The organism is Mesorhizobium sp. GbtcB19 (assembly GCF_019091085.1).
GTDB lineage: Bacteria > Pseudomonadota > Alphaproteobacteria > Rhizobiales > Rhizobiaceae > Mesorhizobium.
This window is the reverse complement of sequence record NZ_JAGXJY010000136.1, coordinates 1-381: the sequence shown is the minus strand read 5'-3', so window position 1 is coordinate 381 and position 381 is coordinate 1. Positions and strand designations below refer to the sequence as shown.

The following is a 381-nucleotide window of genomic DNA, read 5'->3' as shown; positions in this document are numbered from 1 at the left end:
TTTGAGGAAATTACTATCATATATTTCTTCCGGAGATATTGAATATACAAGTGAGGTAAAAAGAATACTTAATAAACTAGAGAAATTATCTTTAAGACCAAATGATCCTCTGAAAGAGGTCATTAAAAATGCAAGGAGAAATTTCGAGAATGCTTAATTTAATTAAGAAGAATGTGAAGTTTTCAAGAGAAGAAAAAAGATATTTAAAGACTATTAATGTAACAGATGGGAAGGCATGGGATAAATCTACCCATGAGATGAAAAGAATCAAAGAAAGAGTTAAAAGTCATCTATATGATGTTCAAAAACATAGATGTGCATATTGTGGTACGCGCCTTAATGTTGGCGGGAGAGCAGAGATAGAGCATGTTGCTCCTAAGG

General features: G+C 32.3%; 1 protein-coding gene. It reads left to right on the top strand.

Annotated elements, in window-relative coordinates; all coding sequences use genetic code 11:
- Positions 1 to 149: 149 nt before the first annotated feature.
- A partial coding sequence (locus KVT37_RS31945; RefSeq protein WP_217578986.1) for a hypothetical protein occupies positions 150 to 381 on the top strand: 232 nt, incomplete at its 3' end.